The organism is Pseudemcibacter aquimaris (assembly GCF_028869115.1).
Classification (GTDB): domain Bacteria; phylum Pseudomonadota; class Alphaproteobacteria; order Sphingomonadales; family Emcibacteraceae; genus Pseudemcibacter; species Pseudemcibacter aquimaris.
Window position 1 is genome coordinate 1,442,641 of the sequence record NZ_CP079800.1, and the last position, 23,447, is coordinate 1,466,087.

The 23,447-nt window shown below is 40.2% G+C and carries 26 protein-coding genes; 13 read left to right on the forward strand and 13 right to left on the reverse strand.

All coding sequences use genetic code 11. The features are described 5' to 3' along the window. Positions 1-260: 260 nt before the first annotated feature. The 4 genes from KW060_RS06905 (at position 261) to KW060_RS06920 (ending at position 3,240) form a co-directional block, all read left to right on the forward strand. Entirely contained in the window at positions 261-746 is a 486-nt protein-coding gene (locus tag KW060_RS06905; RefSeq protein WP_249034078.1) for a GNAT family N-acetyltransferase, read from the forward strand. 140 nt (positions 747-886) lie between these two features. Beyond that, entirely contained in the window at positions 887-1,396 is a 510-nt protein-coding gene (locus tag KW060_RS06910; RefSeq protein WP_420833181.1) for a DUF1285 domain-containing protein, read from the forward strand. Positions 1,397-1,460: 64 nt separating this feature from the next. Continuing rightward, on the forward strand, positions 1,461-2,075 hold the full coding sequence (locus KW060_RS06915) for a CoA pyrophosphatase (RefSeq protein WP_274757332.1): 615 nt from the start codon (positions 1,461-1,463) through the stop codon (positions 2,073-2,075). Then, entirely contained in the window at positions 2,050-3,240 is a 1,191-nt protein-coding gene (locus KW060_RS06920; RefSeq protein ID WP_249034081.1) for a CCA tRNA nucleotidyltransferase, read from the forward strand. Before KW060_RS06915 ends, KW060_RS06920 begins: the two co-directional genes overlap by 26 nt. On the opposite strand, the gene KW060_RS06925 is transcribed toward KW060_RS06920, so the two are convergent. Then, a complete protein-coding gene (locus KW060_RS06925) occupies positions 3,237-3,527 on the reverse strand; it encodes a transcriptional regulator (RefSeq protein WP_249034082.1) in 291 nt (96 codons plus the stop codon). The two genes, KW060_RS06920 and KW060_RS06925, sit on opposite strands and share 4 nt — an antisense overlap. Then, positions 3,520-3,963 carry a hypothetical protein gene (locus KW060_RS06930; protein ID WP_249034083.1) on the reverse strand — a complete coding sequence of 148 codons (444 nt, stop codon included), beginning with the start codon at positions 3,961-3,963 and terminating at the stop codon, positions 3,520-3,522. The genes KW060_RS06925 and KW060_RS06930 overlap by 8 nt, the downstream gene beginning before the upstream one ends. A gap of 128 nt (positions 3,964-4,091) precedes the next feature. Here KW060_RS06930 and KW060_RS06935 point away from each other — a divergent pair, with 128 nt between their 5' ends. After that, positions 4,092-5,273 (forward strand): pyridoxal phosphate-dependent aminotransferase, encoded by a 1,182-nt coding sequence (locus tag KW060_RS06935; RefSeq protein ID WP_249034084.1) that lies wholly within the window; start codon positions 4,092-4,094, stop codon positions 5,271-5,273. Here the strand turns inward: KW060_RS06935 and KW060_RS06940 are convergent. Together KW060_RS06940 and KW060_RS06945 are read right to left on the reverse strand one after the other, a co-directional pair. Then, entirely contained in the window at positions 5,270-5,764 is a 495-nt protein-coding gene (locus tag KW060_RS06940) for an SRPBCC family protein (protein WP_249034085.1), read from the reverse strand. The genes KW060_RS06935 and KW060_RS06940 overlap by 4 nt on opposite strands. Further along, positions 5,757-6,119: an ArsR/SmtB family transcription factor gene (locus KW060_RS06945; RefSeq protein WP_249034086.1), complete on the reverse strand. Its 363-nt coding sequence runs from the start codon at positions 6,117-6,119 to the stop codon at positions 5,757-5,759. Before KW060_RS06945 ends, KW060_RS06940 begins: the two co-directional genes overlap by 8 nt. An 84-nt stretch (positions 6,120-6,203) precedes the next feature. Here KW060_RS06945 and KW060_RS06950 point away from each other — a divergent pair, with 84 nt between their 5' ends. After that, positions 6,204-7,073: an NAD(P)-dependent oxidoreductase gene (locus KW060_RS06950; protein WP_249034087.1), complete on the forward strand. Its 870-nt coding sequence runs from the start codon at positions 6,204-6,206 to the stop codon at positions 7,071-7,073. A 26-nt stretch (positions 7,074-7,099) separates the two neighbouring features. Here KW060_RS06950 and KW060_RS06955 read toward each other — a convergent pair whose 3' ends face one another. From KW060_RS06955 to KW060_RS06970, 4 genes are all read right to left on the reverse strand, one after another. Then, a complete protein-coding gene (locus KW060_RS06955; RefSeq protein ID WP_249034088.1) occupies positions 7,100-7,648 on the reverse strand; it encodes an outer membrane beta-barrel protein in 549 nt (182 codons plus the stop codon). Between the two features lie 84 nt (positions 7,649-7,732). Beyond that, positions 7,733-9,499, reverse strand: a complete 1,767-nt coding sequence (locus KW060_RS06960) for a DUF885 domain-containing protein (protein WP_249034089.1) — start codon at positions 9,497-9,499, stop codon at positions 7,733-7,735. 21 nt (positions 9,500-9,520) lie between these two features. Next, on the reverse strand, positions 9,521-10,015 hold the full coding sequence (locus KW060_RS06965) for a hypothetical protein (protein ID WP_249034090.1): 495 nt from the start codon (positions 10,013-10,015) through the stop codon (positions 9,521-9,523). Positions 10,016-10,090: 75 nt separating this feature from the next. Further along, entirely contained in the window at positions 10,091-10,411 is a 321-nt protein-coding gene (locus tag KW060_RS06970) for a hypothetical protein (protein ID WP_249034091.1), read from the reverse strand. Between the two features lie 189 nt (positions 10,412-10,600). On the opposite strand from KW060_RS06970, the gene KW060_RS06975 reads away from it, so the two are divergent. Next, complete coding sequence (locus KW060_RS06975; protein WP_249034092.1) at positions 10,601-10,834, forward strand: hypothetical protein; 234 nt, start codon at positions 10,601-10,603, stop codon at positions 10,832-10,834. Here the strand turns inward: KW060_RS06975 and KW060_RS06980 are convergent, their stop codons facing one another. After that, positions 10,835-11,263, reverse strand: coding sequence for a substrate-binding domain-containing protein (locus tag KW060_RS06980; RefSeq protein WP_338050562.1), 429 nt, complete (start codon positions 11,261-11,263; stop codon positions 10,835-10,837). It lies immediately after the preceding gene. Here KW060_RS06980 and KW060_RS06985 point away from each other — a divergent pair. Continuing rightward, positions 11,250-11,933, forward strand: coding sequence for a PhzF family phenazine biosynthesis protein (locus tag KW060_RS06985; RefSeq protein WP_249034093.1), 684 nt, complete (start codon positions 11,250-11,252; stop codon positions 11,931-11,933). The two genes, KW060_RS06980 and KW060_RS06985, sit on opposite strands and share 14 nt — an antisense overlap. On the opposite strand, the gene KW060_RS06990 is transcribed toward KW060_RS06985, so the two are convergent. Then, on the reverse strand, positions 11,930-13,933 hold the full coding sequence (locus KW060_RS06990; RefSeq protein ID WP_249034094.1) for a sensor histidine kinase: 2,004 nt from the start codon (positions 13,931-13,933) through the stop codon (positions 11,930-11,932). The two genes, KW060_RS06985 and KW060_RS06990, sit on opposite strands and share 4 nt — an antisense overlap. Before the next feature lie 326 nt (positions 13,934-14,259). On the opposite strand from KW060_RS06990, the gene KW060_RS06995 reads away from it, so the two are divergent. Genes KW060_RS06995 through KW060_RS07005 form a run of 3 tightly spaced genes read left to right on the forward strand, consistent with a single transcriptional unit; the run spans position 14,260 to position 16,633 of the window. Next, positions 14,260-14,994 carry an SPOR domain-containing protein gene (locus tag KW060_RS06995; RefSeq protein WP_249034095.1) on the forward strand — a complete coding sequence of 245 codons (735 nt, stop codon included), beginning with the start codon at positions 14,260-14,262 and terminating at the stop codon, positions 14,992-14,994. A gap of 34 nt (positions 14,995-15,028) precedes the next feature. Beyond that, positions 15,029-15,508, forward strand: coding sequence for a hypothetical protein (locus KW060_RS07000; protein WP_249034096.1), 480 nt, complete (start codon positions 15,029-15,031; stop codon positions 15,506-15,508). A gap of 18 nt (positions 15,509-15,526) precedes the next feature. Further along, positions 15,527-16,633: a serine hydrolase domain-containing protein gene (locus KW060_RS07005; protein WP_249034097.1), complete on the forward strand. Its 1,107-nt coding sequence runs from the start codon at positions 15,527-15,529 to the stop codon at positions 16,631-16,633. Here the strand turns inward: KW060_RS07005 and KW060_RS07010 are convergent, their stop codons facing one another. After that, entirely contained in the window at positions 16,634-17,749 is a 1,116-nt protein-coding gene (locus KW060_RS07010) for a serine hydrolase domain-containing protein (protein ID WP_249034098.1), read from the reverse strand. Between the two features lie 114 nt (positions 17,750-17,863). Here KW060_RS07010 and KW060_RS07015 point away from each other — a divergent pair, with 114 nt between their 5' ends. Continuing rightward, positions 17,864-19,858 (forward strand): S9 family peptidase, encoded by a 1,995-nt coding sequence (locus KW060_RS07015; RefSeq protein WP_249034099.1) that lies wholly within the window; start codon positions 17,864-17,866, stop codon positions 19,856-19,858. 7 nt (positions 19,859-19,865) lie between these two features. On the opposite strand, the gene KW060_RS07020 is transcribed toward KW060_RS07015, so the two are convergent. Further along, positions 19,866-21,155, reverse strand: a complete 1,290-nt coding sequence (locus tag KW060_RS07020; RefSeq protein ID WP_249034100.1) for a metallophosphoesterase family protein — start codon at positions 21,153-21,155, stop codon at positions 19,866-19,868. A 27-nt stretch (positions 21,156-21,182) separates the two neighbouring features. Continuing rightward, on the reverse strand, positions 21,183-21,680 hold the full coding sequence (locus KW060_RS07025) for a hypothetical protein (RefSeq protein WP_249034101.1): 498 nt from the start codon (positions 21,678-21,680) through the stop codon (positions 21,183-21,185). Between the two features lie 284 nt (positions 21,681-21,964). Here KW060_RS07025 and KW060_RS07030 point away from each other — a divergent pair, with 284 nt between their 5' ends. Then, positions 21,965-23,443 (forward strand): sensor histidine kinase, encoded by a 1,479-nt coding sequence (locus tag KW060_RS07030; protein ID WP_249034102.1) that lies wholly within the window; start codon positions 21,965-21,967, stop codon positions 23,441-23,443. The last annotated feature ends 4 nt before the right edge of the window (positions 23,444-23,447 follow it).

The following is a 23,447-nucleotide window of genomic DNA, read 5'->3' on the forward strand; positions in this document are numbered from 1 at the left end:
GCTTCCTAAAGTAGAAAATTTAATATATTAAATTCTTCGTTTCCTTATGGTTTCGAAGAAACAAGTCATTAAATGTTAATTTTTTAACGAATCGCTATCTACGGCGTATCTTTTTAGGATGACAAACTTCCAATAAAATTCTCTTTGTATACAATATAACAAAATTATATTCGATTTATTTTTATTATTTGAAATATTTTGCTGGAAATGCAATTTTTACTGTGTTATCTGCTGTGCACTTTTAATTCTGGAAATGATAAATGTGCAATATTGAAATACAAAATAGGTCTGATGATATGGTCGTGGAAAAATTGCTTGATAAGGCATTTGGACGTGACCGATTTAAAAAGGCTGCATATGCATTACGTGATGGCATTGATCCTATTGCTGCATTATCATTTGTTGTGCGTAAAAATGATGGAATTGTTGCTACCTTAAGATTTTGGCCTGTGAAAATCAGTGGGCATGATGCATTACTTCTTGGTCCGATTGCTGTGTTGCCGGAATTACAAGGACAGGGATACGGTATCAATCTTATGAAATATGGCCTTAATAAAGCCAAAGTGCTTGGACACACACGAGTGGTTTTAGTGGGCGATGAACCTTACTATAAAAAGGTTGGTTTTTCACGTGATCTTGCAAGGTCGTTACATATGCCAGGACAGGATGATGAAAGCAGATTACTCGCTTCTGAATTAATTCCCGGTGCTTTTCAAGGCATTAGTGGAAATATTACGTCCATTTGACCTTCAAAAAAACGTCTTTAAAGTGTAATATGCATTTCATAGTCCTTTTATAGGTTTATGATATGACAAGAGAAAGTGACCATAGCGTACCAAACGCAGGATTTCGTCCTGAACTTTTTGCATTAAAGGCAAAAGAGGCGATGGAAAACAGTAGTCTTCCGCCAGTTCATAAATGGAACCCAGAATTCTGTGGCGATATCGATATGCGTATCCGTCGTGACGGCAGTTGGGATTATATGGGAACACCGATCACCCGTGAACGAATGGTGAAATTATTTTCAACCATTTTGCGCCGGGATGATGATGAGTATTTTTTAGTTACACCAGTTGAAAAGGTCGGCATTCGTGTGGATGATGCCCCGTTTGTTGCCGTTGAGCTATCCTTTGAAAAGGAAAATGGTGATGACTATATATATTTTAGAACTAATCTTGATGATTATGTTCGCTTGGATGAAGAACATCCAATTAAGATAATAGAAAACCCGGAAACTGGTGAGCCATCACCTTATATCCGTGTGCGTGATGATTTGGATGCATTGCTAAGTCGCAGTGCATTTTATGAACTGGCGGATCACGCCATAGAACAAAATGGTAGTTACGCCGTAAAGTCCGGAAATAAATATTTTAAGATCGGTAAAATAGAAGAATAAGAATATGAGACGCTTTATTACCAGAATTTTTGAAAAACATGACCCCATAATGAAAAGGGCCTTAATGCCAGCGGAGGCAAGGGCGTGGTTACGACCTGATCAAGGGGATGCATCGTTATACCGCCCTGATCCAAAGGTGCGTGACGAATTTGAACCAAATCAATTGCCGCTTAAAGTATCCGCGGTATTGATGCCAATTGTGGAAAGAAATAATCAGTATTCCGTTATTCTTACAAAACGTGCAGAACATTTAAGTAGCCATAGCGGGCAAGTAAGCTTCCCTGGCGGCAAAAGTGACGAAGAAGATGAACACGCCATGGCAACAGCACTGCGTGAAGCAAAAGAAGAAATAAACTTGCCTTATGAAAATGTCGACGTGATCGGCGCGATGGAAGATTATGAAACCGTAACCGGCTATAATGTGTCGCCAGTGGTTGGCTTTGTTGATCCGGATTTTAAGGTTATCCCCGAGAAAAACGAAGTCGATGACGTTTTTGAAGTGCCGCTTGATTTTATTCTTGATCCGGCAAATCACAAAATTGAAAGTCTTCATTGGAAGGGGGCAGAACGTCATTATTATGTTTTCCCCCATGATAAATATAAAATTTGGGGCGCCACGGCGGCAATGCTCGTAAGATTTGCGAACTTGGTGAATGATCATGCAAAATGCGCCGCTTAATATCGGAACGGAAAAATGGCTTAAAATGAAAGAGCTACGCCAAGTGATGAACGCACTTGGTTCTGATGATGGCCATGCGAAAATTGTTGGTGGTGCCGTTAGGGACGCCTTGTTTAATATTTTCTGGAAAAAGAAACGGGCAATAGGTGATATTGATATCGCCAGCAGATTAACGCCCGATGTTAATATGGAGAGGCTTGAAAAAGCAGGAATTAAAGTCATCCCTACGGGCATTGATCATGGAACGGTGACGGCCGTTATCAACAAAAAGCATTTTGAAATTACGACCTTAAGATCGGATGTTAGTACCGATGGCCGCCATGCAGAGGTTGAATTTACCGATGACTGGATAGAAGACGCCAAAAGGCGGGATTTCACCATCAATGCATTCTATCTAGACCTAGACGGGACGGTTTATGACCCGCTCGGTGGATTTGATGATCTTAAACGAGCAAAGATTAGATTTATTGGTGATGCTAAAAAACGTATTGAGGAAGATGCGCTTCGTATATTAAGGCTTTTTCGTTTTTCATCAGAATTTGATGTTGGCGGTGTTGATGAAGAAGGGTTACTTGCCAGTGTTGAATTAAAATCAATGATCCGTGAATTATCCGGTGAACGGATTTGGCAAGAATTATCGAAAATACTGCTATCCAAAAGGGTGATGCAATCCATTCCTGTTTTGGCAGTGGTCGGCCTTCTTGATGAAATATTACCGGGCCATGTTGGATATGATAAATTTTTGAAGTATGTAAAACGAGCTAAAAAGCTCGATATTCATGATGCGATTGGTCGTTTAAGCCTGTTATTGGCGGATAGTCATGATGATATCAAAGATGCAGTTTCGCATTTAAGGTTATCTAATAAGGACCGTGATAGATTGCTTTCATTCATTGCGGATTACCCAAAGCATGATTTGAATGCCGTGACGCTACGCAGAATGATGTATTCATTCGGAAAAGATGTTGTTATTCAAAACTTGCTGAAACGTGGGTCTATGGATGAAAAAACGCTTTATTACATCAATGAATATCATATTCCTGAATTACCATATTCCGGTAAGGATTTGATTGCAGAAGGATGGAATGCTGGTCCCGAACTGGGTATGGAGCTTAAACGCCGTGAGCAGTTATGGATTGATGCCGATTTTGTGGTGACGCATTAATTGCCATTAATAATCGCTTCTAATGCTGCGATATGATTTTTATAAGCAGTTTGTCCTTCCTTGGTTAGGTATAGACTTGTTCGTTGTCTGGCGCCGACTTTATGTTTTTTTTGTTTTAAATATCCTGCTTGCTCTAGCTTGCTGATATGTTTTGAAAGAACGGAATCGCTTACCCCTAAATGATCACGCAATAATTGAAACTCGGCCATTTCAAGTGGGGATAAAAAGGCACAGATTTGCAATCTGTTAGGTGCATGTATAACGGGATCAAGATCGATGTTATTCATTATGATCTGCCTCGTTAATTCTGTCTTGATATTCTTTGCGTTCTGATACCGAAAGATAAAATGTGATGCATGCGACAAACAAACCACTTGCGTAAGGTGTCCATGAAAGTTCCATGACGGATGTGGTGTAACGGGTTAGGGCGGTGATCACTAAAATAAACGCAATAAATCCAATTAACGGAAAATATCCATATTTATTTGCGGGAGCCATTTTGGGCATTGCTTTTGATTTATTATATTGAACGGCAATGATTAATGCGATTGCAATTATCCCAAGCGAGCTTAATTCAGCATTTCCCGCGCCATTGGCGCAGACAATTATTCCTACTGCAACTGAAATGGCGAACCCAAACCATTTGGGTGGCATTGCTGCTTTAAGTGCTTCTGTTTCAGCAGTTTTTGCTGCTTTTAATATTTCTTTTGCTTCAGTATTCATAATATCTCTTTCCATATTGGAAACAAACATTATCATTAACTTTCCAATATGGAAAGTAATAAATTATATAGCCATACAAAAATTTATAAGATATCAATTCTTCAATAAAAGTTTTTAAAGGATACTTTATGTCCAGAAATGATTTATCAACATTAACAAATCGGATATCCGGACCGGCATCTCGTGCCTGGGATGTGGGGGACGAGGCCGCAAGGCGAATATTAAAAGGGGAAGATATCATCCACCTTGGGGTTGGTGATCCTGACCTTGATACACCGAAAGATGTTAGAGTTGCTCTTGAACAAGCGGTTGAGGCAGGAAAAACACATTATGCACCCATTCCCGGTGAATATGCCCTTCGTGAAGCGATCGCAGAACACGCAACATGGCTCTATGGGAATAAAGTAAATGCGGAAAGCGTTATTGTAGCAAATGGCGCGCAGGGGGCACTATTTGCCACTTTCCAATGCATCGTGGAAAAAGGCGATGAGGTCATAGTCCTAGAACCTTATTATGCAACATATCCAGCTGTTGTGACCGCTGGTGGCGCAACAATGGTAAGTGTTCAGCTTGATCTGGAAGAAGATTACAAGCTTGATATTGAAAAGATTAAAGCGGCGGTCACAAAAAACACCAAAGCCATTATCGTTAATTCACCAAGCAATCCGGCAGGGGCCGTGATCGACAGGGACGCCGTACTTGATATCGCAAAATATTGCCATGAAAATAATATTTGGTTGATCAGTGATGAGGTTTATTGGTCCCATTGTTATGAAGATGATCATATTTCCGCGTATGCCCATGAGGAATATCGTGACCGTATTATCGTGATTAATAGTCTTTCTAAATCCCATGCGATGACGGGGTGGCGTATGGGTTGGGCAATTGGTCCTGATCATTTCATTGACGCCATGACGAATTATTCACAAGCAGCACAGTTCGGCATTAATCAATTTGTTCAAAACGCTGCAATTACTGCTCTTAAGGATAAAAGCACCACTGAAACTTTTAGGGCGCTTTTTAAATCAAGGCGTGATGCTTTCTGTGACGGTTTAAGGGCGAGCAATCACCTTAAATTTTCCAAGGCACGGGGCGGTATGTTTGTACTGCTTGATATTTCCGCGACGGGCCTTTCTGGTAAGGAATTCGCAGAAAAGCTTCTTGATGATGAAAATGTTGCCGTTGTACCGGGTTTTGGGTTTGGTGAAAATATGGCCCATACCGTACGCATTGGATATCTTTGTGATGAAGAAAATCTTCGCGAAGCAGCAAAACGTATCGTGCGGTTTACAGAAAAATTTATTCGCTAGGCGATATTTTTTAGTATTTCATCAATGATTTTATATCCGGATCCCCATCCACCGTCCATTTTAGACATCATTGCAGAAAACCCTGCGATTTCGTCATTGGATGCATTCATTGGTGTTTGGGTTAGAATGACATTTGTTTGATCCCCTTGATCAATGAATGTCACCGTTGTTAGTAATAACGCAGGCCAATTTGGCATCATTGGGCTTGGGATATCATTCCAATTTTCATCGGTTGAAGAATGGTGGTGCCAAATAATTTTTTCTGGCTCATTAACCTCTTTGAAGATTACCTTTTGAAAAAATGAATTTTCGCCGTACTTCATTTCATTTAACCATTGCCCTTCGGGTGATAGGTCAAATTCATGGATAATTGTATCTGCGCCTGGTCCATACCATTGATTTAATAATTCAGGATCGGTCCAAGTTCGCCACACAAGTTCACGAGGGGCATCAAAAATACGTTTTAATTTATATGTTGGTAAATCACTCATTTTTATTTTCCTCGAGTTTTAGTTTTGTCAATAAAGTATCAAGTTCATTAAAGCGTGTGCCCCAGAAGTGTTTGAATTCTTCAAGCCATCCAACCGCAATTGCCATGTTGTCAGCTTTTAAACGGGCAGGGCGTTTTTGCTTATCAATGTTGCGTTCAACCAGACCTGCGTTCTCTAACACCTTTAAATGTTTCGAAATTGCGGGTTGGCTCATCGCAAAAGGGGACGCGAGCTCCCCGACTGAAGCTTCACCATCAGAAAGTCGTTTTAAAATTGCGCGACGTGTTGGATCTGCTAATGCTGCGAAAATTGCATCAAGATCATTATCGTCATTTATATAACCAATTTGTTTCATAACTAAATGGTTATATAAAAATTTTAATTGAGTCAATATGGAAATTAAATAAACTTGGGATAAATAATCGGATGAGAGGGAAAAATGGCGGACGTAACATTTATTGGATTGGGGTTGATGGGGGCGGCACTAGCCGAAGTTTCTATTAAAGCAGGATTTGAAACGGTTGTATGGAACCGCACGCCGTCAAAGGCTGATGCCTTGGTTAAATTGGGGGCCGAATATACTGAAAATGTTGCTGACGCAGTATCGGAAAGCCCCGTCACAATTATTTGCGTTGGTGATTATGATATTGCAGACACCATTTTAAATAATGACGATGTTACCGCTGTGCTTAAGGGGAAAACGCTTGTCCAGCTAACGAGCGGCTCATCTGGTGATGCGATTAAAATGAATGAATGGATATCAACTGCTGGTGCAAAATATGTGGATGGGGGGATCGAGGGTTACCCGAGCGATATTGGCACTGATGAAAGTATGTTTTTTATTTCTGGTAATCAGGACGGCGTAAGGGAGGCAGAACCCATTTTAAAAACACTTGCGCCTGTTCTTCATAATCTTGGGGATGATCCGGCACGGGCATCGGCGATGTATTCAGCGATGTTAAGTGGTTCATTTGGCATGATATTCGGGATGATGCAAGCCGTTGCCATATGCGAAGCAACCGGCATCGATATCAAGCAATATTTAAAAATCGTAAGCCCCGTTTATGATACGGATAAAGAGCTGGTGATGGAAATGGCAGAGAAGTGCGCGGATGACAGGCTTGATGAACGAGAAGCAACGCTTAGCGTCTGGAACGAGACATTAAATCCAATTATTGAAACTTTATCGGAAAACGGTCTTAATGCCGATATGGCAAGATTAATGAGAAATATGTTGGAAAAATCAGAACGTGACGGTTTTGCCGATCATGACTTGGCGGCGTTGATTAATGTGATCAGGAATAAATAATTATTCCTGATCACGATTAGATACTATTAGAATTTAAAAATCGCTGCAGCCGAAATTTCATTACCGCTATATGCAGTAATATCATCAGCAGAAATTCTTGCGTCATCATATGAGAAGTTTTGATATTCCAAACGGATATTAACATTTTCGCTTAAGATGTGTTCATAACCGACACCGAATAAAAGACCGCTAAGGTTGTCTGCGCCACCTGATCTTTGAAGTGAGGTATATCCGATGCGGCCAAATAGAAGGTCAGTGTCTCTAAATTCAAAACCGGCAATTACTGATGCCCCCAAACGGAAATCGTTTACTGAACTATAGTAGTTTGCATCAAGTTCCGCGCCAACAATCACTGTGTTTGAAAAACGCATTCTTGAGCCAACAAGTACACCAGCAACACCATATTCGTCTGAATTATCAAACAGTCTGTTATTCAGCGTGCCTGAATCGTTGATTTTACCAATACCAGCTCGGATACCGCCGTATAGGCCTTCGTAATCGCTATTTTGTGCAAGAGCAGGTAATGTCACCCCAAGTGCTAAAAATAAACCAATTATATAAGTACGTAATTTCATCTAAAATTCCTTTAATATGTTTTCGTCGGTGAAAATAAGAAGGAATATATAAAAATCAAGATGAATTGAAAGTTAACCGGATGTTTATTGTTCCTTAATCCAGTTATCGATCCTTTCTTCCAGCAAATACATGGGAAGCCCCCCTTGTGACATATATTGATCATGTAATGTACGAAGATCAAACTTATTACCAAGTTCAGCTTTCGCACGTTCCCTTAATTCGATGAATTTAAGCTCGCCCATTTTATAAGCAAGGGCCTGACCGGGCCATGAAATATATCTATCGACTTCTGTACGGATATTAAGTGACGAAAGGGCGCTGTTTTCTTCGAAGAGAGCAATGGCTTGTTCGCGGGTCCACCCTTTTGCGTGAATGCCCGTATCAATCACGAGTCGGCCTGCGCGCCACATTTCGTATGTTAGTCTACCGAACTGTTCATAGGGTGTTTGATATATGTCGATATCTAATCCTAATTTTTCTGAATATAGTCCCCATCCTTCGCCGTAAGCATGTGGGTAAAGGCCAAGTCTAAATTCCGGAACGTTTTCTAACTCTTTGGATAGTGCCGATTGTAAGTGATGGCCTGGTACGGCCTCATGCAAGGTTAATGACGGCAGATTATAGAGCGGTCTTTGATCAAGTGCATATGTATTGACCCAATATTCCCCACCACGTAATGCAGTAAGCGGTGCACCGGAATAGCGCCCGGTAGTATAATTAGGGGCGAGGGTGGCTGGTACTGGCACCACTGTATAAGGTTGGCGTGGCAGTTTTTTAAACAACATCGGAAGCTTGCCATCAATTCGTTTGGCAATATCACGGGCGATCATAATCAGTTCTTCCGGCGTTTTTGCGTAAAACTGTTCATCGGTACGCATGAATTCAAAGAATTCCTGTAACGTACCATCAAATTCGACCTCATTTAGAATATCTTCCATCTCGGCGCGGATGCGTGCGACCTCACGTTTACCAAGTTCATGTACCTCATCCGCGGAAATATCAATTGTGGTGTAATAACGGACCATGTCTTCGTAATATGGCATACCAAGACTTGTTTCTGACGCACCAAGTGTATCGCGAGCAGCCGGGTAATATTCATTCAGCATAAAATCATAAAGTCGTGCGTATGCAGGAACGACAATATCATCAATAATGGCAATAGCACGTTTTTGAAGGTCTTCGCGTTCATCGTCTTGAATATCCGCAATCATATTTTTATATGGATAATAAAAATCGCTTGTTTCACCACGCTTTTCAGAAAGAGCCTTGAACGAAGGCATAAGGCCATCAAGAACCACTTTGGGCATCGTGAAGCCTTCGGCAATTCCAGTGCGCATATTTTCGATGTTTTCGTCGATATATCGTGGAATGTCATTCAGTGCCAAAAAGTATGTCTGATAATCACCTGTATTAAAAAAGGCAATTGAACGATTTGAAATTGCCGGGCGTGTGTGAAATCCGCTGTCGGATAAAATCGGCATGCGCCATGTGCGGTGCTTTGCCATCGTTAACCGTGAATTTAACATAAAGCGAAACATGTCATGGTTTAACTGATCATCATCAGAAAGTTCTGATTTACTTATAGCATCCAGTTCAGCGAGAAAGGCAAGATTTGCATCCATTCTTCTTTTTTGGTCGGTGGGGCTGACTGCTCGCATGCGGTCGGGAACCGGGCGTGGTTCTGTACTTGGGCCGGTGCCCGGGTATTCCGCGTAATACCACTGACGTTCGCGGTCAAATAAATCATGAAGTAATTCAGTCGCATTTGGCTTTTGTGGTTCTGTTTGTTCTTGTACGCATGCGGAAATCAGGCACAATAAAACAATCCCAATAATTGACTTAAACTTCATATGATCTTCCCCTTGATATTTTTATATATGATCGTGGGATCTTTTTCCCCATTCTTCCCATGAAATTTCCCGACCCGGATAAGCAATGCTGTTAAACGGCCACTCTTTAGCGAGCCAGCTTTTAATCGTGATTTCAAACTCGCTCATCAATTCAAGGCTATCATCACGTAACCAATAATAAACTTCGGCGTCCACTCCATCTCGGTTCGATGGTTCAATATAAAGACAGCCAATACATTTTGTTTTATCGGTGGTGAGAACGGTGAAGGCAAAAGCCTCGCGTGCTTTGAATTCTTTTTCATGAGTGATTAGATCACTCATATTTTTTTCTAAGGACATGTCATCGGCTGGCCAGTCGTCATTTTCCGCAAAAATAGTCCTTAAATTTTCTTTACTAGACATTACGGCGTCATAATCAATTTCGACAACACTGGGTTCTAATACCTCGATACGGAAATGTTCGTGGCTATGGGTAAGCGGAATTTCAAAATCCGCAGGAACAAAATCTTTTTTCATTTCTCTCTCATTTTTTTTGGTGAGTTTACAAATAAGAAATGGGCCTGTCTAGCCATAGGTAAAAACAACCATAGATTATAGCTGAGGGGGTTGGTTATTTTCCTTTACTTGCTCTTTTAGGAATTCGTGTTCTTCTTCTTCGATTTCTTTTAGAAGTTCTTTTTCTTCTTCAAAGTTTCTCTCACGCAGATTTTGATCAATTTCGTCAATATCTCGGTCGCGGTCAAACATGTATCGATCCTGATCGATGTTTCTTAATCTTTCTCGTTCTGCTTCTCTGGCTTCTCTGGCTTTAATGATGTCTTCTGCACTTGGTTGCTGTGCAAATAAGACGCTAATGCTGACAATGAATGATCCAATCATCACAAACAGTAATCTTAAACCAAGTTGTATCATTATGTTCTCCTATAACGAAAACACTATATCATCATTAAAGAAATCATGAAAACTTTTCCAAATGCGACGAAGTGAATTTAATCTGCGATGAGTGGTCACAAGGTGTTCTTGAAGATGCACGTATCATGCTTACGTGAAAGTTATGACAGCAATAATGCGGTCATATGAAAATTAAAAAGGACCAAAAAAATGAGCACTTATGACTTTATGGATTTATTAAAAGACAAAGGTCATGTACCGGAAATTATCGAACAAGAATTAGATATCATTGAAGAGTTTGAACAAAGCGTCAATGAAGTGATTGAGTTCTTCGAAGAGGCAACGATGGATTATGACTTTATCGATTTATTGCAGGATAAAGGATACGCGATGGTGTCGCTTGCGAGCAACGATAATGAGCCAATCTACAGTGTCGCTGGCTAATTAATCAGAGAAACTTTCTTTAATTGTTTCCTGAAAAGCCTTTAATGCAGGGCCAGACCATTTCAAATGATGGATGATTGACTGTAACCTGATTTCAGTATCAAATTTTTCCGTCACATAAATGGGTTTTAATTTGCTGGCCCTTATGTCTTCAATGACTGCCATTTTGGGAAGGTATGATATTCCCATGCCGCTTTTGACGCATTCTTTGATCGCTTCGGCGTTATCAAACCACATCACTGGGTTTAATTTGTGTCCGTGATTAAGGAGTTGTCTTGATAAAATGGCGCGGTATCCGCAATCTGGCTCGGTCGTGATGAAATTTTCTAATTTCAAATCATCAAATGTTACTGTTTTTTCAGCGAGTGGGTGATTATTTTCACAGATAAATACAATATCTTCTGCGCGGTGGTTGGTGATTAAACAAATCGCACATTGCGGTCATGCAACTGTGGCAAGTTTTTCTTATTTAAATCAAATTGGTGAAATCACGAACCGACATTCATCAAAAGAAACCATTGATGGAAATAGGGATATTATCCTTGAAAATGGAATGGCGTATATGGAACAAAAGCCACAGTTTTTTAAAGAAATTGATGATCAAGTAATTACCGACGTCATGACGTCAATTGGACTTGAAGTATCTGATTTAAAAGATGAATTTAAACCGGTTATTACTAACACAGGCGTTAGTTTTATGATCATTCCATTAAAAGATAAATCTAAACTAGCGAGTATCAAAACAGACCTTGATGCTATTAACGCGATCAGTGAAAAATATGATTTGATCGGATTTTATGCCTTTAGCGATGATGCATTTGACCAAGGGCATGATTACACAACCCGTATGTTTGCCCCGCGATACGCCATTCCGGAAGAGCCAGCAACAGGAATGGCAGCTGGTAATCTAAGTTATTATCTGTTTGATAAAATGGATGTTAAGGCGGATGAAATCGTGATTGAACAAGGTTATTTTATGAGCCCAAAATCAAAAAGCGAGATCATTGTTAAACTAAACCATAACGGCAAAGAACTAACCAATATTATGGCGGGCGGTCGTGCCAAGGTTATGAAAGAAATGGAAGTTGTGCTTGATTAAGCGCGGTTTGCTTTAACACGGTACGCGGGGAAATTAATTTCCACATCGGCGCCAATATCCTCACGATTTGATATATTCACATTGGCAGAATGCAGGTCCGCGTACCTTTTGGTAAGATATAGACCAAGACCTGCACCTTTATGCTTTGTGGTTTTATAAGCATCATCGGAACGGAATGGCTGATGTAAGTTTTTCAGGGATTGGGCAGTAAAGCCTGGTCCCTGATCTGATATTTTAATAGCCAGGTCGCCTTCTTCTGATGAATTGAAGGATATATCAATGATACTGCCAATAGGGGTGTGGTTTATGGCATTACCCACGATGTTTTTAAAAATTGATCCGATTACCTTTTTATCGGCCTTAAGATAAAAAACATCATTGGTTGGATGATACATCAATCTAATATTTTTTTGTGAAGCAAGCTGCATTAAACCATTGGTGAGATGTGAGAAAAACAAATTAACGTTAAATTCTTCCTCATCCAGGTGGATGCGTCCGGTTTCAACGCGGGTAAGATCAAGAATTTCATCAACCAGTTTTAACATATCCTGGCCACTTTCGATAATATAATCGATATATTCTTCGTTCTTACCACCAATCCTGTCACCGAAATATTTCATTTTCAGAAATTCACTAAAGCCGATAATAGCATTCAGTGGGGTTCTTAATTCATGGCTCATGGCAGCAAGGAAGTTGCTTTTTGCGGTATTGGCTTCTTCCGCGATCATTGCCTTTTCACGCAAAAGCTTTTCATTTTGTTTGCGGATGGTGATGTCTTCTGAAATACCAAGAATACGGTAAACGTTATCGTTGCTGTCTTTAAGTGGGGCAAAGCACATCCAATAATGATGTTCAATGCCATTGATGTCTGACCTAAATTCATATTCGCATGGAATACCGACAAGCGCATTTTGGAATAAACGATTTACCTCGTCACGTTCCGGTTGGTTATTGGGGATATCAGGGAAAAAGCGACCGATAACAGTGTCATCTTTTTCAAGCCCCAGCATTGCCAATCCAGATTTGTTGATGGATCTGACATTTCCATTTAAATTCATTTCAAAAATACAATGTGGCGAAGATTGAATAATATTATTCATCTTGGTGTTTTGTACTTTAAAACGGTTACGGTCTTTATAAAACAGGAATAAAACAGCCAATACGGTCGATGTTTTTTTCATCATATAGGCTTCTAGTTCAGATGGCATGCGTTTATCCGCAGGATAAATTGCAAATGTGCCATAAAGGTTATTGTCTTCATCCAAAACAGGATGGGACCAGCATGCCACTAAATTAGCGGAATGCGTCACAACCCTAAAATTCGCCCAATAGGGATGTGTATCAACATCATCAACATATACCGGCTTTTTTGAGCAGGCAGCTGCGCTGCATGATCCCGTTTCCGCCATTATTTCGATTTTATTAATCGCATTGGTATAGAATTCGGGTAATCCTATGCTCGATAAGTGGTTTAAATGGTTCGGGGGCAGGGCCTCTAATATTGAAAGCTTGTTTTTATAATCAAAGTTATGGAGCTTTTCTAATACTTTATTCATTGCAACAGAAAGGCTATCACCGACCATGATTGAATGCATGGCTTCCTGTTCGGCATCAAGTAAAACTGAATCCATTTTGGTTTTTGTGATTTCTGTGCGAATTGAAATGTAACCGATAATATCGCCTTTTCTATCGCGTTCCGGATAAATTGTTGTACTGACCCAGTATAAAGAGCCGTCCTTGGCGCGGTTACATACTTCTCCTTGCCATGTTTCGCCAGCTTTGATCGTTCGCCACATATCGGCGAAAAAGCTGCTTTCATGGTGTCCTGAATTAACAACAGAATGGGTTTTGCCAATTAATTCAGGGTAAGTATAACCGGAAACTTCACAGAATTTTTCATTAACGAACGTAATCACACCATTGATATCCGTTTGCGCAACGATGGCATGGCTATTTATGGCATTTGACAGAATATTGTGGTCAATGTTGATGCTATTCATCAAAACCGTGATTACTTTCTATTTAATTATCCTGTCGATTGAGGCAGGGTAATTATTTGTTGCAACAATTAGTTTAGTAAAATCAAAGATATAATCGCATTCTAAACTCGTTAAATATATAGAAATCAAAGGTTAACGAAACATTAACAGATAGGTCTATGGGGTATGATATTGCGAGTGATTATAAGTAAAAAATATATATCTTTTGATGGCTAAATTCTTTTATTTATAATGGTTTATTTTATTTTCTTAATTTATTTTCTTGATTTAGGTTCGTGAACAAGGTTATGGTTAACGCAACAGCAATTAAGAAAAAGGGTATATAGATGAATATGTTACAATATTGCATAAAATATACATTTTTAAAAAACGCATTTTTAAGTATTTTGTTGGTTTTTTCTTTAAGCGCATGCAGCACGATCGATAATTTTCTTGGTGGTGGTTTAAATGATCCATCGAATCTTGAGGGGGAAACGGCGTCAGATATGGGCGAAGGGCAATCAAATACTATGTTGATTGCGGACGAAACAATGCCAGCAACGGCCGAAAATGAACAATCCGTTGAAGAAATGCTTCAGGAAAAAGATAATGCCTTAATCGAGCAGGGAATGCGCATCGCGGCGGCGGAACGTGAACTCGCAAACCTTAAGGAACAGAATAGTTCATTACAGCAGGAATTGAACCGTGCTCTTGATGATGCAGCGCAGAAACAACGTATGCTTGATCAGCAAGCGGAAAGACAAGTGAATACTTCTGCGGCCACGCAAAGCTCAAGAATGCAGAACATTACTGCACCCAATGGTGGTTTCGGATTGCATGTGGCGTCATATAGCCGCAGGGACAGTATTTCATCAGGACTGGCGGCAATTAACAGACAAGTTCCAGTTCTTACCGAAGGTCGTCCCTTGAAAATTGCTACCGCAACAGTGCGCGGCAGGACCTATTACCGCCTTATTATCGGCCAATTTAACCTTCAGAGTGAAGCACTTGCAGAATGTAATCAGGCAAAACTGCTTATCGATTTTTGCGATGTAGTTGCATTTGAAGGCGAAGATTTTTAAAAGTCTTTAAAGACTTGGTAATAAGGAATTTGTTTTGAAAAATATATTTATATCCGCCGTTTCAATGATTGGCGCGATGACAATGGCTGCGAACGCACAACAATCATGTACGGGGCCGGATCTGCATGCGTTATTGGAAACTGATCTTTCATCACTGAATAAAGTGAAACAGGAAGCCGCATTCGCCCGTGCAATGGGCGGCGCAGATGTTCACGCATATTATCAAGGTGATGACATCAAGGCTGTTACCGCACGTTTTGAAAGCGATGCTGCGGTGGCGGATATGAATTTTTATATAAAAAACAAAACAGATTATCTAATGGAATATCATATTGTCCAAAACAGTAATTTTTATGCTGAAGCAGACAGTGTGGTACTAACGGATGAAAAATCATACTACCATGTTTGTGATGGAAAACTGCTTGCGCCTGCTATTGGCGGCATCATTAAAGACGATGTTTATGAGAATATGAAACTTGTGTTGGATGTTATCCTTACCGAAGCCAGTAAATAATGAAATAGAAGTGGGGCTATGAATAAACGTTATCGATTATATGGCTTGGTATTAGGCATTGTAACGTTAAGCGTTTATCTTTTTTCAAACACTTCAAAAGATATTGATCCCGACGAAATATCGAAAGCATTAGAGTATAGAATAAATCAACAAAAAGCCGTAGGCTATTATGTTGGTGTTATTGATGGGGCTCAAGAATATGAACTTTTCCTAGGCAGAACATCAAACGAAAATATTGAGGCTATTACTAAAAAACATATTTTCGAAATTGGATCAATAACCAAGACAATGACAGGGATATTGCTCGCTAATATGGTGGAAAGTGGTGCGATTTCCTATAATGATAAAGTTTCTGATTATCTGCCGATTGATTTTAAAGGGCAGGTCGGTGACATTACATTACTTGAGCTTGCAACTCACTCATCAGGGCTTGCAAGAATGCCGGATAATTTCTTTCCCAACAATCCATTGAACCCATATGTGGATTATTATGATCAAGATTTAAAAGCATATTTAGAAAACTTAAGTGTTCTTAATGATGGTACTGAATATTCAAATCTTGGTTTTGGCTTATTGGGGTATATTTTATCTGTTCATGCAGAAATGCCATTCGAAGATTTGTTAATCGATAAGGTCATTAAGCCAATTGGTATGACCGATACAACAATCACAGTTTCAAGCGAATTGGAAAATAGATTTGTTAATGGCCATAATGAAGACGGCAAAATAACTGATAGGTGGGATTTCAATGTACTTGCAGGTGCAGGTGGGGTTAGATCAACTGGGGTTGATATGCTTAAATATCTAAAAGCGAATATGGGCTTGGTTGATACTGGAAATTCACCAGCATTAATAGAAAGCCATAAGCCACGTCGTGATTTTATTGATGAAAACATGAACATGGGACCTGATAAAGAGGTTCAAATCGGACTGGGCTGGTTCGTACAGACGGATGATAACAATGATATCACATGGAGCTTCGGTAGAACCGGTGGTTTTAGGTCATTTATCGGCTGGGATAAGAATAATAATCGCGGTATTGTGATACTTACAAATTCAATGGACAGTCCGCATCATATTGGAATGTCAATATTGCTCGGTCATACAGATCGTCTTTATCAATAATTATTCATCATCATTATGAAAAATATCGAGCGTCCTTAACGCCAATTCAAAATGGTTGGCATCCGGTCCATTACCGACGTTTTTGGTAAGGGCCACAGAATGCTTATGATCAAGGCATAAAATCATCATTGTCAGGGCTCCGGTGCTGCCGCCGGAATGCATGACGGCGCTTGGGTGTTCTGACATAATCCGCATCATTTCATCACGCGTTGCCGGATTGCCGCTAAAATTATTAATATAACGCTGAAAGCCAACGACCCAGCCAATACCATGGGGGGATATATTTGATCTTTGAAACATCTGATCAAGTGTTTCTTGTGTCAGAAAACCCGAATTCACATGGGCCATGGTAAATGTGACAACATCCGCGGGTGTCGCGAGGAAGCCACCACCAGCATATTTGTAACTTACATTTACCTCGGGCGAGTTTTTAAGTTCTCCATCCAGAAAATCATAGGCACTTTGGCGGTTTTCAATCATGATATTGGCATCATCAAATGTGGTGTCATTAAGCCCCAATGGAATGATAACTTCGTCGCGAATGATATCCTTAAAAGATTTGCGGCTGACTGCTTCCATCGCCGCGGAAACAAGGGTCCATCCGTATGTGGTATAGCTGTAACTGCGACCTGGGGGAAATTTAAGGTCGCTATCACTGAATATTTCAAGGGCGCTTAAGGAATTATCATATTGTACATTGGATAAGAATTCATTGCCTTCGTAATGGCGTATGCCGGATGTGTGATTGGCAAGCTGTCTTAAGGTTATCATCGGATGTTTTTCCGGCCATTCCGGTACATAAACACGAATATCGGCATCAAGGCTTAATTCACCGCGTTCAACCATTTTCATCATTGCGGCTGTGGTTATTACCTTTGCCACGCTGCCGATCCGCATTTTTGTAGCGGGTGTCATGGGCACACGGTGTTCGATATCGGCATATCCAAATCCCTTGGCCCATAAAAGTCCGTTTTCATCAGCAACAGCAACATTAATGCCAGGAACGGAAGGAAGTGCAGCCATGTCGGTAAATAATCTGTCTGCGCGCTCAATTGGTGTTTGCGCACTTGCAAACGATATAAAGCAAAAAATGAAGACAAAAATTCTATTAATCATACTTTGATCCTTGTTATGCACCAGAGACCAATATTGATGGTAATTTTTTAAATATAATATAAGATTAGATAAAATGCTGCATAAAAAGTTTATTGTTAATCGTCAGGGGAAAATATGAAAAAGCTTGTTTTTTTATTATTCATTTTGCCAACTGTTTCTTTTGCGGAACAAAAGCCGTTTGATTACATGGATGTATTTGAACTTGAATGGGCAACCGACCCCCAAATTCGCGGTGATAATGTGATTTATGTCCGAAATTTTATGGATATTATGAAGGACCGCCGCAGAAGCAATATCTGGCAAATCGACAGTGATGGCAATAATCATCGTCCCATGACAACGGGATTAAATAATATGCGCAGCCCGCGTTTGTCACCGGATGGGTCATTGCTCGCGTATCTTTCTAATGAAAGTGGCAAGACGCAGATTATGATGCGCTTTATGGATAGTGGTGAAACATTTGAACTGGCGCAACTTCAAAATGGCGCCAGCAATATAAGCTGGTCGCCAGATGGTAGTTATATTGCCTTCACTGCATTTGCGCCAAAAGAACCGGAAACATATGCACCGCTTCCAAGCGCACCAAAGGGGGCGGAATGGGCGAAAAAGCCCGTTGTTTATGATAAAACCTTATTCACACGAAATGGCAGTGGTTATGGCAGTCTCGGTAATGATCATATTTTTGTTGTACCTGCGCTTGGTGGTACGGCACGCCAGATAACAAGCGGGGAATTTAATCATAGTTCATCATTAAGCTGGGCCAAGGATGGCTCAAAAATATATTTTTCAGCAAACCGTCATGACGACCATATTGACGAACCACAAAATAGTGAAATTTATAGTGTTGATGTGAATAGTGGGGAAATCGTCGCATTAACGGATAGGTTTGGCGCAGATAGAAGCCCAGCGGTATCGCCAGATGGTGAAATGATCGCATACCTTGGATTTGATGATGTGCGTAGTGAATATCATAATAGCCATCTTTACGTCATGAATATTGACGGCAGTAATAAACGCATGATCACGGATGGCATGGATATCAATGTTGAAAGCATAAAATGGACATCCAGAAATAATGAAATCTATATTGCTTATTCGGAACAGTCACTTGGGAAGGTCGCCAAATTATCATTTAACGGTAGAATTTCCGATGTAACTGATAAAGTTGGCGGTACGTCAGTAGGTCGCCCATATGGCGGCGGTGATTTTGATGTGGATGAACGTGGCAATGTAGCCTTTACAATCGGTTCCGTTCACGATCAATCTAATATTGCTGTTGCTGGCGAGGGGCAAATCACAGATTTAAACGCAGATTTGTTGCCGCACCGCAAATTGGCATCAGTAGAAGAAATTAATTATAAATCCAGTCATGATAATATCGATATCCAAGGCTGGCTTATGAAACCAGCAGATTTTGATGCGAGTAAAAAATATCCTTTAATCCTTGAAATTCACGGTGGCCCCATAAGCCATTATGGCCCGTATTTCGCCGCAGAAATGCAATTAATGGCAAGTGCAGGTTATATGGTGCTTTATGTCAATCAACGCGGCAGTACCAGTTATGGTGAGGACTTCGCAAACCTTCTGCATCATAATTATCCAAACTATGATTATGATGATGTGATGAGCGGTGTTGACCACGTAATTGGCATGGGCAATGTTGATGAAGACCGCCTTTATATCGCAGGTGGTAGTAACGGTGGTATTCTATCGTCATGGGCCATCGGTAAAACAGACAGGTTTAAGGCAGCAGCCGTAATCAAGCCGCTTACCAATTGGGTGACGGGGGTGTTAAACTCTGCACTTGCCAGATTTAGTTTCAGATATGAATTTGCCGATGCGCTTTGGGATAATCCGGAAGAATATTGGAAACGTTCACCATTATCGCTTGTTGGTAATGTAACAACGCCAACAATGCTAATGACCGGTGAAGAAGACGTCACGACACCAATTGGGGAAAGTGAACAATATTATCAAGCCCTAAAAATGAAAGGCGTAGAAACCATATTAGTCAGAATTCCCGGGGCTGGACACGGTATTGCCAATCGTCCAAGTCAGCTGATTACCAAAACACAGCATACGATTAAATGGTTTGATGACCACAAATAACGAATGTTTATTTTTTAAACCGTGATTTGAATGATTTTAGGGTGATGATGAATTCATCAGCCTTATTGAATTCTTCATCAGTCATGTCGGGCTGTTCATATTTTTTGTACCAACTGGCGTATTCGTCAATTTCGGTAGAGTATTTCTTGAAATATGTGGAATAGGTACGTACGTGAACCTTAACGTCGTTTTCGCTCGTATCAAATTCTAAAAGCCTTAACCAACCGTCACTAATCATTTCCGGAAGGTCGCCGTCATTTTTAACCGCAGATTGTCCACGGTCCTGATAATCGGAAAGCATTTGATGGACTTCATTTCCGTAATCATTTTTATCGACGCGGTATGATTGACCACGATTATGGCCAGATAATACCATGATGATCTGATCATTTGTTGCAATGAAATCATCCCACAATTCTTCTGGATAAATATGATCCGTCGGATCAACCAATGGGAAATCAACAACACTGCGAATGGCGCGTTCACCGCTTGCGGTTAAATATTCGTGGGTAGATATGATAGTGGGTAGCCCCTGATTTTCATTAATCATTTTCTGCGCCCACTTAATTACTTCGGGGCCTGCCTGCATTTCTAGTGCAATATGCAGGAATTCAAATTCGCCCGCCTTAAATTTCTGTGCGCTATTAGCGCCTTGCCTGATACTGCCAAGATACCAGTCTTTATCATTAAAATAATGGCTTTCGGGGCTAAAAACACTTTCGAAATTATCAAAACCACCAATATGGATAATACCAAGTATTTCCGGGTCAAATCTGACGATTGCACCGCGCTCGTCCCTTAATTCGTCATATCTGTCCCGTTGGCGCGGGTATCTGCTATCGCGCCATTGATAATCATAATCGTGATTGCCGGGTGCAACGGAAAATGGAAGGCCGCTTTTTGCAAGAATATCATATCCTTCACGGGCGAGGGGCAGTTCATATTGTAAAATACCCTTATCTTCTATAGGGTTTCTTGCAAGAGTTGGGCTTAACCGTTTTAAACCACGTCTCAAATGTGCGAGGTCAATACCATTATGTACATGTTGCCAGACATCACCGACTGAAGTGGCAAATACAATATCACCACCATTACTTACTGCGTTATCAGCGATATATTGCATGTGTTCAAGGAACATGGACTTGGTATCAACCGGAAAATCAAAATCAGGTGTTTTTCTAAAATTGACCATATTTTGCGTATCGGGAATTACAGCAATTGTGAATTTATCATTCGCGAGTAGAGGAACTGTAGATGTTAAATATACTAATACAAATATTAATGGTTTCAATTTCATAATCGCTGCCTGTAATCGTTATATATTTTAAAACTCAAATGTTATGCTTTTACCAATAGCAAGCTCTTGCCATTTGGAATATAAATTTTTCAGAATATGATTTATTTCGTCTATGTCGTTTGTTGAAATTGCTGGCATAGCAATGTTAGATGCTTCGCAAGCTGAATTATAGACGGCAATGAAATCGGCCGCTTTTGTTGATGTGTTCCACATATTTGCTTCAAAACATTCAACCAGCCTTTCTGCTTGTAATAATTCGATAATTTCAGCAGAGGGTGTACTTGCGCGGCTTGAGCTAGCATGCCCGCCTTCTTTTGCTAATTTTCCAACTTCTTCAGGTGAGTATGAATTGTTAATCATACCCCAGAAAGCATTTTTAAACCCCATTTTCTTTTCGACAATGATGTGAACGGCGTCATGTGGGAATGGTCCTTTTTTAGGGAAATTGAAATCCACAGTGCTACCGTCATCGCGTTTTGCGTTGATGCGATCAAAATCTTTTTCTTTTGTAAATTGGATTATCATGATCCCCGTCCAATTGTTTTTTCGATAATGAATTTTTCAAAAATAACAATCAAGGTAATAATTTTTCAAGTTTGAATATCAATGCTTTTCAGAAATTTTAATCATATATTAAGAATAATTCTTTTATTTTATTAACAAATATATTATATACATCTTTCTGGTTGTAAGAATAAATAATAATGAAAGCATCGATATTTAATACAATACTCCCCGCGTTTGTGCTTTCCCTGCTGTTTTTGGTGGGGGGGTATTATATTAATGATTCAAATCACGACCGTATGTTGATGCAATCTAGAAACGCTGTGTTTCAGGAATTGGTTGCTTTAAAAAGCGAACTTGAATCAGAAATTCTATCTAATACGCATTTGATTAACGGCCTTGCGGCTGTGGTTAAATCAAACCCGGATATTGACCAAGAAACATATAGCTTTTATGGCAGTGAACTTATTAAGCTGGAGCCAAGCATCAAAAACCTTGCTCTGGCGCAGGATTACATCGTGCGTCAAACATACCCGTTAGCGGGCAATGAAAATGTCATCGGTGTAGATTACCGTGAAATGCCAACCCAGAAAATCGAGGCAGAACGCGTTCAAGAATTACAGGAAATTGTCATTTCCGGGCCACATAATTTGGTGCAGGGCTGGAAAGGTGTACTTGGCCGCGTGCCTATTTTTGATAAGGATAATAACTTCTGGGGTTTTATCACAGCAGTAATCAAGTTAGATGAATTATTAGAAGAAGTAGGGCTTAGGGAATACACAAGCCGCATCAATATGGCCATTGAAACAAGTTCAGGTACCAGTGGCGGCACAGAAGTTTTTTATGGTGATGCGTCACTATTTTCCGGTGACAGTGTCATTGTTGATGTTAATCTTTCAAATGGTTTATGGCGCATTGCCGCACAGCCCAATGGTGGATGGCCGAGGTTTGCGCCGAACCGCGCCCTTGTTATGATTAGTGCGATACTTGCAGCGATTACGACTATGGTTCTGGGGGTATTGATATTTAAATATTTCAAATATACCGAGGAAACAACAAAACGTTTAACCACCGCATATCATCAAGCGGAATATTCAAGCCGTGCTAAAAATACGTTCCTCGCCAGCGTCAGCCATGAACTTAGAACGCCACTTAATAATATCGTTGGTTTTACGGATGTTATGCAGCAAGGGGTTCATGGGGATTTAAATAACAATAAATATAAAGAATATGTCAGCCATATCGGCAATAGCGGCAGGCATTTAACAGCCATCATTGATAATATTCTTGATCTGGCAAGGATAGAGGCCGGTGAATATACCCTTAAAATGGAACAGGTTGGTATTCTCAAGGAATTAAAAGAGGTTATTGACAAGGCAAGCCCTCGCGTTGAAAAGAAATCCATTTGCATTAATCAAAAAGTACCAGAGAGGGAAATATATATTCTGGCTGATCAGGGGCGCTTCAGGCAAATTTTAACCACCATTTTAGTCAATGCCATAAAAGAAACACCCACAGGTAGTGAGGTATCCATTGATGTTATTAATGGCGGCAAAAACGCTTACATCAGTATTAAGGATCATGGTCCCGGTTTAGATGAGCAGGAAATAAGCAAAATCTTAAGACCATTTGGAACACCATCCAACCCGGATGAAGAAGGGGACAGTAGTGGCCTTGGACTTTCGGTATCGGTTGAATTTGCAAAATTAATGAATGGAAGCATTGAAATCGAAAGCGAAAAGGGTCAGGGGACTAAAATGACCTTCAAAATTCCATTGGCTTAATGCC

What these genes read in the sequence shown, in the direction of transcription:
- KW060_RS06920 (WP_249034081.1), top strand. Translation starts at nt 2,050, where the DNA reads ATGATCATGCAAAATGCGCCGCTTAATATCGGAACGGAAAAATGGCTT.
- KW060_RS06925 (WP_249034082.1), bottom strand. Translation starts at nt 3,527, where the DNA reads ATGAATAACATCGATCTTGATCCCGTTATACATGCACCTAACAGATTG.
- KW060_RS06960 (WP_249034089.1), bottom strand. Translation starts at nt 9,499, where the DNA reads ATGAAGTTTAAGTCAATTATTGGGATTGTTTTATTGTGCCTGATTTCC.
- KW060_RS06910 (WP_420833181.1), top strand. Translation starts at nt 887, where the DNA reads ATGGAAAACAGTAGTCTTCCGCCAGTTCATAAATGGAACCCAGAATTC.
- KW060_RS06930 (WP_249034083.1), bottom strand. Translation starts at nt 3,963, where the DNA reads ATGAATACTGAAGCAAAAGAAATATTAAAAGCAGCAAAAACTGCTGAA.
- KW060_RS07020 (WP_249034100.1), bottom strand. Translation starts at nt 21,155, where the DNA reads ATGAAATTGAAACCATTAATATTTGTATTAGTATATTTAACATCTACA.
- KW060_RS06975 (WP_249034092.1), top strand. Translation starts at nt 10,601, where the DNA reads ATGAGCACTTATGACTTTATGGATTTATTAAAAGACAAAGGTCATGTA.
- KW060_RS07015 (WP_249034099.1), top strand. Translation starts at nt 17,864, where the DNA reads ATGAAAAAGCTTGTTTTTTTATTATTCATTTTGCCAACTGTTTCTTTT.
- KW060_RS06970 (WP_249034091.1), bottom strand. Translation starts at nt 10,411, where the DNA reads ATGATACAACTTGGTTTAAGATTACTGTTTGTGATGATTGGATCATTC.
- KW060_RS07010 (WP_249034098.1), bottom strand. Translation starts at nt 17,749, where the DNA reads ATGATTAATAGAATTTTTGTCTTCATTTTTTGCTTTATATCGTTTGCA.
- KW060_RS07030 (WP_249034102.1), top strand. Translation starts at nt 21,965, where the DNA reads ATGCAATCTAGAAACGCTGTGTTTCAGGAATTGGTTGCTTTAAAAAGC.
- KW060_RS06915 (WP_274757332.1), top strand. Translation starts at nt 1,461, where the DNA reads ATGCCAGCGGAGGCAAGGGCGTGGTTACGACCTGATCAAGGGGATGCA.
- KW060_RS06940 (WP_249034085.1), bottom strand. Translation starts at nt 5,764, where the DNA reads ATGAGTGATTTACCAACATATAAATTAAAACGTATTTTTGATGCCCCT.
- KW060_RS06965 (WP_249034090.1), bottom strand. Translation starts at nt 10,015, where the DNA reads ATGAAAAAAGATTTTGTTCCTGCGGATTTTGAAATTCCGCTTACCCAT.
- KW060_RS06955 (WP_249034088.1), bottom strand. Translation starts at nt 7,648, where the DNA reads ATGAAATTACGTACTTATATAATTGGTTTATTTTTAGCACTTGGGGTG.
- KW060_RS06935 (WP_249034084.1), top strand. Translation starts at nt 4,092, where the DNA reads ATGTCCAGAAATGATTTATCAACATTAACAAATCGGATATCCGGACCG.
- KW060_RS07025 (WP_249034101.1), bottom strand. Translation starts at nt 21,680, where the DNA reads ATGATAATCCAATTTACAAAAGAAAAAGATTTTGATCGCATCAACGCA.
- KW060_RS06995 (WP_249034095.1), top strand. Translation starts at nt 14,260, where the DNA reads ATGAATATGTTACAATATTGCATAAAATATACATTTTTAAAAAACGCA.
- KW060_RS06950 (WP_249034087.1), top strand. Translation starts at nt 6,204, where the DNA reads ATGGCGGACGTAACATTTATTGGATTGGGGTTGATGGGGGCGGCACTA.
- KW060_RS06990 (WP_249034094.1), bottom strand. Translation starts at nt 13,933, where the DNA reads ATGAATAGCATCAACATTGACCACAATATTCTGTCAAATGCCATAAAT.
- KW060_RS07005 (WP_249034097.1), top strand. Translation starts at nt 15,527, where the DNA reads ATGAATAAACGTTATCGATTATATGGCTTGGTATTAGGCATTGTAACG.
- KW060_RS06945 (WP_249034086.1), bottom strand. Translation starts at nt 6,119, where the DNA reads ATGAAACAAATTGGTTATATAAATGACGATAATGATCTTGATGCAATT.
- KW060_RS06905 (WP_249034078.1), top strand. Translation starts at nt 261, where the DNA reads ATGTGCAATATTGAAATACAAAATAGGTCTGATGATATGGTCGTGGAA.